Here is a 6,212-nt window from a genome sequence, read left to right as displayed (position 1 = left end):
GCATTCATATTGTGTGCTCCGTGGATGAATAGACGAAACACAGTTTGGGCGGGGTTAAGCGCGAAAACTAGAGGCTGATTTAGTGACGCTTACATTTCGGTTATTGGGGTTCTTTGAAAATGATGATTTAGTAATTTTGACACATGGCTTCCAAAAGAAGTCTCAGAAAACCCCCAAACGAGAGATAGCGTTAGCCCAAGCTCGCAGGAGTGATTATTTGAGGCGTATGAATCATGAGTGATCTTAAAAAATATATTGCTAGCAGAAAAAAAACTGACCTTGAATTCGCCGCAACCTTCGATGAAGGTTATCAAGCCTTTTGTATCGGTGTGGTATTAAAAGAGGCGCGCAAGGCAGCAGGTCTGACACAAGAGGATTTAGCCGCAAGGTTGTGTACTCAAAAGAGTGCCATCTCAAGAATAGAGAACCATTCAGACGATGTGAAACTTTCGACCCTTGAAAAGTTTGCGGCAGCGTTAGGGAAAAAGTTAGAGGTCAGACTAGTCTAAGCGTGGGCTTGTTGCGCTCTTGTTGACTGTAGCAGCAGGCACACGCCGATCAAGCCCATGCCAATCCAGCCCAACTGGCTAATACTTTCACCGACCACAGTAACGGCCAGTACGGCAGCAACCACGGGCTCGAACAGCGTCAATAAGGTTGCCGTGCTGGCGGCGACGGTGCGTAGCCCATAAGCAAAGGCCACGTAGCCGATAAACATAGGAACAAACGCCATGTAAAGAGCGACGCTGGCGTGGGTCGAGTTGTCGAACAGATTGCCTCCGGTGAACACTAGGGTGGGAAGAAGGACAACCGAACTCATCAGAAACATGCTACCGACCACCGCATTACCATGCACTCCGTCATCCATAATGCGTTTACCTATCCACGTATAGAGAGCGTAAGTTGATGCGGCGACCACGCCAAGGGCGATACCGAGCCAGCGTTCAAATTGATCATGATCGACCCCATCTGCATGCCCCTTTGCCCCGGCGAGTAACATAATCCCCAGCGCACCGAGGCTAGCACTCAGTATCCACGTTCTGGTAATAGGATTGGTGCGTCCAAAAAAACGCTCTAATAAAGCGGCGGCAAATGGTGCAACGCCGATAGAAACCACATTGCCAATCGCAACCCCTGCCAGAGCCATTGAGGAATAGAAGGCAAGTGGATAGAGAATGATACCGATTGTACCTATGATAAGCGCATTGCGGTGTCGGAGTAATTGTCGGTATTCCCGGCGAATCTGATGGCGACAGCGTAACGCTTGTAAAATACCACCAACGCCCATGGCAAAGGCTCCGATCGCCAGCGGGCTTACAGCGGGGGCAAAGTGTGCCGCAGTCCCCGTTGTTCCCCACAATAGCGCCGCCAGCAAGATCGCGAAAGTACCGAACATATTCTGTAGATTGGCGGGGGGGCGCATTGGCGTCTCACTAGTTAGATCAGTTTCAAAGTCGTAAGATGGTACACCATTGAGAGCATGAAGATGGAGCCCAAGGAACAATTTTATAGATTGAGTGAATAGCGCCTATAGCCTGTCTTGGTTGTATTATTTCTCATTAACAGAAAAAATACCTTTTCCTTCGGTGCTTTGTTTAGGAGTCGACACCATAGATACCTTTTTCTCCCCATTGTTACCAGCAGCGTTGTCTCCATTTGATTTCTGGCTGTTGGTGGTTTCAAGTCTATTTACCTCTGCGATTACGGCGGCTTTTGGTGTTGGTGGTGGTGCGACCCTATTGGCCCTGATGGCGAATATATTACCGGCAAGTGCCGTCATTCCGGTGCATGGGGTGGTACAGCTAGGTTCAAACACCGGGCGTATTATTACCATGAGAAAATACATCCACTGGCGTATGGCTGGTTGGTTTATTGGTGGTTGTGTCATCGGCAGTGCGGTGGGCGGACAGATCGCGATTTCTCTACCAACAGACTGGTTACAAATAATACTAGGAGGCTTCATCCTAGTAATGTGCTGGGAGCCATTCAAAATCAAGGCCATCCGAGACGGTTCTAGTTTGTTGTTGGGGAGTGTAACGTCTTTTATTTCGATGTTTGTAGGCGTGACTGGGATCTTCGTTATTTCCACGCTAAAACATGTTATTGAAGATCGCCGGGAAGTGATCGGAACGCTTTCAGCGATGATGGGTTTTCAGCACCTGATGAAATGTATCGTATTCCTTGCGCTTGGATTCGCCTTTCATGAGTGGGTATGGCTGATGGTGCTCATGGTTGGCTTTGGCTTTGTAGGTACCTTAATTGGTCGAACGATTTTGAACAAAATGTCGAATAAAGGATTCGGCATTACGGTAAAAATCGTTATCACAGCGTTGGCATTGCGCTTGTTGTATAAAGGCTTTAGCGGGGTGCTCGCTAGTTAACTGATTCCTGAGTTACCTGACGAAAGCCTGTAGTGCGTGTTTTACTAAAACCATCAAAAATTAAAATTCTTTTTAAAAAAACAGTTGTGTTCACGATTTATTTATCTATAATGCGCTCCATCTTTTGACGACGTAGCTTAAGCGTTACGAAATCATCGATGTGGAGCGGTAGTTCAGTTGGTTAGAATACCTGCCTGTCACGCAGGGGGTCGCGGGTTCGAGTCCCGTCCGTTCCGCCACTTTCTTATCCTTTGAAAGTGAGCCATCTCTAAGATGGGTGTGTAGCTCAGTTGGGAGAGCGTCGCCCTTACAAGGCGAATGTCGGGAGTTCGAACCTCTCCACACCCACCATATTTTTGTCAGTGTTTCCTCAGATTTAGAAATCCCTCAAAGCCAGTTATACCAAGCCTTTCAGCGTTTTGCGAACTTTTTTGTTATTCCCTTTTTCTCTTCTATAAAAGTCAACCCCCCAGCCCTTGATACGCCCGTTTTGGCCTTTGTGACCCCCATGTGACACCCCAAATGCTACTCGAATAGAAGGCGGTATGGGTGAGCAATGGCAGCCTGGACTTGTCCAAGAGAAAATACTCTAGAAAACTCGGCAAACAATTTCCCTTCAAGCCATATTTGCACGACGGGTAGTGAAAAAACACGTTCTTGTGCGCATGTCCCTGCCGCTCTTCCGTGGCAATCAATGTAGTAACCACTGACTAGCGGAAACTCGGTGGATAGCATGTCTTGAAGCTTCGGTTTTAAAGCGTGGCAGACGCCACACTGCTCGCCTCCAAAAAGTATGAGGGAAGCCCCATTCCTAGCATCTGATAGAGCTTGTGCGGATTCAATTTTAAGCATTGTTTGTGACCGAAATAGTTTTGACGTAATCGTTAGCTGCCCACTGACTAACGGCATCGACTCGGAAAGTTTGGTGTTCGGCAGTGAGTCCCAATGTCACCAATCATGTTACCAAAATTTAGTATTCCTTAATTAAATAATGTTATTTGTTTTTGCTAAAACTGTTGTATTTATAAACAATGTTTACCATAATCAATTGAAATAGGTTGTAAGAGGTGACATATGATCAAGGCCCCTGAGCTAAAACACTTTGCTACTCTCGAAGTAGAGGTGGATCGTCCATTGGAAATTGGTGCGTCAATAAATGGGCATCGGCGGATTATTTCCATCACCGGGGGGAGGGTGTATGGCGACGGTTGGCAGGGTAAAGTGTTGCCAGGCGGAGCGGATTTTCAGGTGATCGTCACGCCGCGCCTTACTCTACTCGATGCTCGCTATGCCATCGAAACCGATGAAGGTGAGAGAATCTACATTCACAACGATGCAATTCGCGTCGCCTCTGAAGAGGTTACCCAGCAGATCAAAGATGGTGTGTTGGTCGATCCTGATCTGATCTATTTCCGCTGTCGACCTAAATTTGAAACCGAAGCCAAACGGTTTCAATGGATAACTGAACGTTTGTTCATAGGAGTCGGTGTGCGTAAGCCCGACGTTGTAGAGCTACAGCTATTCGAGGTGCTGTAGTGATTTGTTAAATCGGTTAGTAAACGTCTCTATCAGAACTATAAATATAACTAAAAGTTAGGATGTGTCATGTTGGCGAAAAATTGGATTAATAAACATTATCCCGAGCCAGGATTGTTTCGTTGGGTGGGGTTCTCATTAGAAATGATCAGCGCTGCTGTCTTGTTTCTGTTGATGGTATTGACCTGTGTAGACGTAGCGGGCCGATATTTGTTCAACGACGCCGTAGATGGCGCGGTGGAAATGACTCAAATTGGACTTGCTATATTAGTCTTCGCGCAAATGCCGTTGACTACATGGCGCAGCGGGCATGTTGTAGTTGACCTGCTAGACAACATACTTGGCCACCGAGTGGTTAAAGTGCTCGGTATGATCTCCGTGCTGATTATCTCGACTTCCTTCTACTATCTAGCTACTCGTATTTTCCAACTAGCAGAGCGTTCTTTACGTCGCGGCGAGCTGACGGAGTATCTCGGTTTCTCCTTTGGTTATATCACTGCCTATATTGCAGTTATGAGCTGGGTTACAGCCGCCTGTATGCTGACTTACGGCGCCTACCGGGTTTACCGTGGTGCTCCTCAATCCAGCTCGGTAGGAGAGTAAAATGTCTGTCGTTATCATAGGTTTTGTCGTTCTCCTATTTATTATTCTTGTATTGCGGATGCCAATTGCCTTTGCCATGGGGGTTGTAGGGTTCTTTGGTTTTGCCATTTTGCAGGGTCTTACATGGGACAATCTGTTTTCATTTCGCTGGACAGCTGCGTTGACAATGGCATCCAGTCGCGTCACCGAGACGGTACAAGAATATAGCTTATCGGTCATTCCACTCTTTATTCTTATGGGGAATTTTGTCACTCGAACAGGATTGTCCCAAGAGCTATACAACGCCTCCTATGCATTTTTAGGTCATCGTCGCGGTGGTTTAGCCATGTCTACCGTGTTAGCTTGTGGTGGCTTTTCTGCTATATGTGGATCGAGTTTAGCCACGTCTGCAACCATGGCGAAAGTGGCCATGCCTCCTATGCGTAAGTTTGGCTACTCAGACAGCTTAGCAACAGCGTCGATTGCCGCTGGCGGCACGCTGGGCATTCTAATACCACCGAGCGTTATTCTCGTGATTTACGGATTGCTCACGGAAACAAGTATTCGTGAGTTGTTCGCGGCAGGTTTTATCCCCGGGTTCCTTGGCATCTTGCTATATATGGCTGCGGTGCGTTATGTAGTGTGGCGTAACCCTTCTGCTGGCCCAGCGGGCGAGCGAATGACCTTTAAAGAGCGTGTCCAAGCGCTAAAAGGAATTTGGGGAGTATTGCTGCTGTTTGTCATTGTAATGGGCGGGATTTACCTTGGTATCTTTACCCCTACGGAAGCCGCTGGTATCGGTGCGGGCGGAGCCTTCATCATCGGTTTGGCACGGCGCAGCTTAAGTTTCTCCGCCATTATTGAAACCTTAGTTGATACCACTAGAACCTCTGCCATGTTGTTCAGTGTGGTGATAGGTGCGCTTATCTTCTCTGATTTTATTAATCGCGCCGGTTTACCTGATGCGTTGTTAGGCTTCGTCACGGGGTTGGATGTGGCGCCAATCGTCGTGATCATCGCCATCCTTGGCATCTACATTTTGCTGGGCATGGTGTTTGAAAGTCTATCCATGTTGCTGCTAACCGTTCCCGTATTTTTCCCATTGGTGCAAAGCTTGGGCTTCGATTTAGTCTGGTTCGGCATCGTCGTAGTGGTGGTTACCGAAATCAGTTTGATTACGCCTCCTGTTGGGATGAATGTATTTGTTCTTAGTGCGGTACTGCGGGATGTCAATGCGGGAACCATCTTCCGTGGTGTGACGCCGTTCTGGTGTGCGGATATCGTCAGGCTGTTGATTATTGTTTTTGTGGCTCAGGTGTCGCTGTTTTTACCTGAGTTGCTGTATCGATAGTGCAATCCATAGGGAGGGTGCTATCCAGTCGTTTTATTTGGGCTATGGGTTGGTCATAGTGTAAATAATCTTCGTTGAATGTTTGATCTCTGAAAATAGGAATAATAAAAATGAGCACATTTAAGAAAAATCTTCTTGCTGCCGCTGTAGGTACTATTGTTGCGACTTCGACTATTGCTGCTGAAACAACGCTGCGCGTGGCAACTTGGCTACCGCCAACTAACCCTCAAAATGAAACGGTATGGCCTACTTGGGAAAAGTGGGTAGAGTGTAGTGGCATAGTGAATTTGGCCACCTGAATAGAGGTGTTAAAATGCACCTCTCAACTAAACAGGTGACACTATGGCAAATCGTACAAGACG

Annotated in this window: 8 protein-coding genes and 2 tRNA genes; 9 read left to right on the top strand and 1 reads right to left on the bottom strand. The window is 47.2% G+C overall.

From position 1 onward, the window contains the following. Window positions 1–82 precede the first annotated feature (82 nt). Both FJM67_RS17875 and FJM67_RS16730 read left to right on the top strand, forming a co-directional pair. On the top strand, window positions 83–241 hold the full coding sequence (locus tag FJM67_RS17875) for a type II toxin-antitoxin system RelE/ParE family toxin (protein ID WP_140591759.1): 159 nt from the start codon (window positions 83–85) through the stop codon (window positions 239–241). Beyond that, the gene (locus tag FJM67_RS16730) at window positions 234–509 is read left to right on the top strand and encodes a helix-turn-helix domain-containing protein (protein WP_140591756.1); all 276 of its coding nucleotides are present in this window, start codon (window positions 234–236) and stop codon (window positions 507–509) included. The genes FJM67_RS17875 and FJM67_RS16730 overlap by 8 nt, the downstream gene beginning before the upstream one ends. Here the strand turns inward: FJM67_RS16730 and FJM67_RS16725 are convergent. Next, window positions 506–1,423, bottom strand: a complete 918-nt coding sequence (locus FJM67_RS16725) for a DMT family transporter (protein WP_140591753.1) — start codon at window positions 1,421–1,423, stop codon at window positions 506–508. The two genes, FJM67_RS16730 and FJM67_RS16725, sit on opposite strands and share 4 nt — an antisense overlap. A gap of 94 nt (window positions 1,424–1,517) precedes the next feature. On the opposite strand from FJM67_RS16725, the gene FJM67_RS16720 reads away from it, so the two are divergent. From FJM67_RS16720 to FJM67_RS16685, 7 genes are all read left to right on the top strand, one after another. Further along, complete coding sequence (locus FJM67_RS16720; protein WP_140591751.1) at window positions 1,518–2,381, top strand: sulfite exporter TauE/SafE family protein; 864 nt, start codon at window positions 1,518–1,520, stop codon at window positions 2,379–2,381. Window positions 2,382–2,543: 162 nt separating this feature from the next. Next, a tRNA-Asp gene (locus tag FJM67_RS16715) sits at window positions 2,544–2,620 on the top strand. A 36-nt stretch (window positions 2,621–2,656) separates the two neighbouring features. After that, window positions 2,657–2,732 (top strand) — tRNA-Val (locus FJM67_RS16710). A gap of 723 nt (window positions 2,733–3,455) precedes the next feature. Beyond that, the gene (locus FJM67_RS16700) at window positions 3,456–3,917 is read left to right on the top strand and encodes a DUF3237 domain-containing protein (protein WP_140591746.1); all 462 of its coding nucleotides are present in this window, start codon (window positions 3,456–3,458) and stop codon (window positions 3,915–3,917) included. Window positions 3,918–3,986: 69 nt separating this feature from the next. Next, on the top strand, window positions 3,987–4,520 hold the full coding sequence (locus FJM67_RS16695) for a TRAP transporter small permease (RefSeq protein ID WP_140591744.1): 534 nt from the start codon (window positions 3,987–3,989) through the stop codon (window positions 4,518–4,520). Window position 4,521: 1 nt separating this feature from the next. Continuing rightward, a complete protein-coding gene (locus tag FJM67_RS16690) occupies window positions 4,522–5,850 on the top strand; it encodes a TRAP transporter large permease (RefSeq protein WP_140591741.1) in 1,329 nt (442 codons plus the stop codon). A gap of 110 nt (window positions 5,851–5,960) precedes the next feature. Continuing rightward, complete coding sequence (locus tag FJM67_RS16685; protein WP_407943641.1) at window positions 5,961–6,149, top strand: hypothetical protein; 189 nt, start codon at window positions 5,961–5,963, stop codon at window positions 6,147–6,149. Window positions 6,150–6,212: the final 63 nt, after the last annotated feature.

It is taken from the genome of Maribrevibacterium harenarium (genome assembly GCF_006385675.1).
GTDB classification, from domain to species: Bacteria; Pseudomonadota; Gammaproteobacteria; order Pseudomonadales; family Marinomonadaceae; genus Marinomonas; species Marinomonas harenarium.
This window is presented reverse-complemented; position numbering and strand designations above follow the sequence as displayed.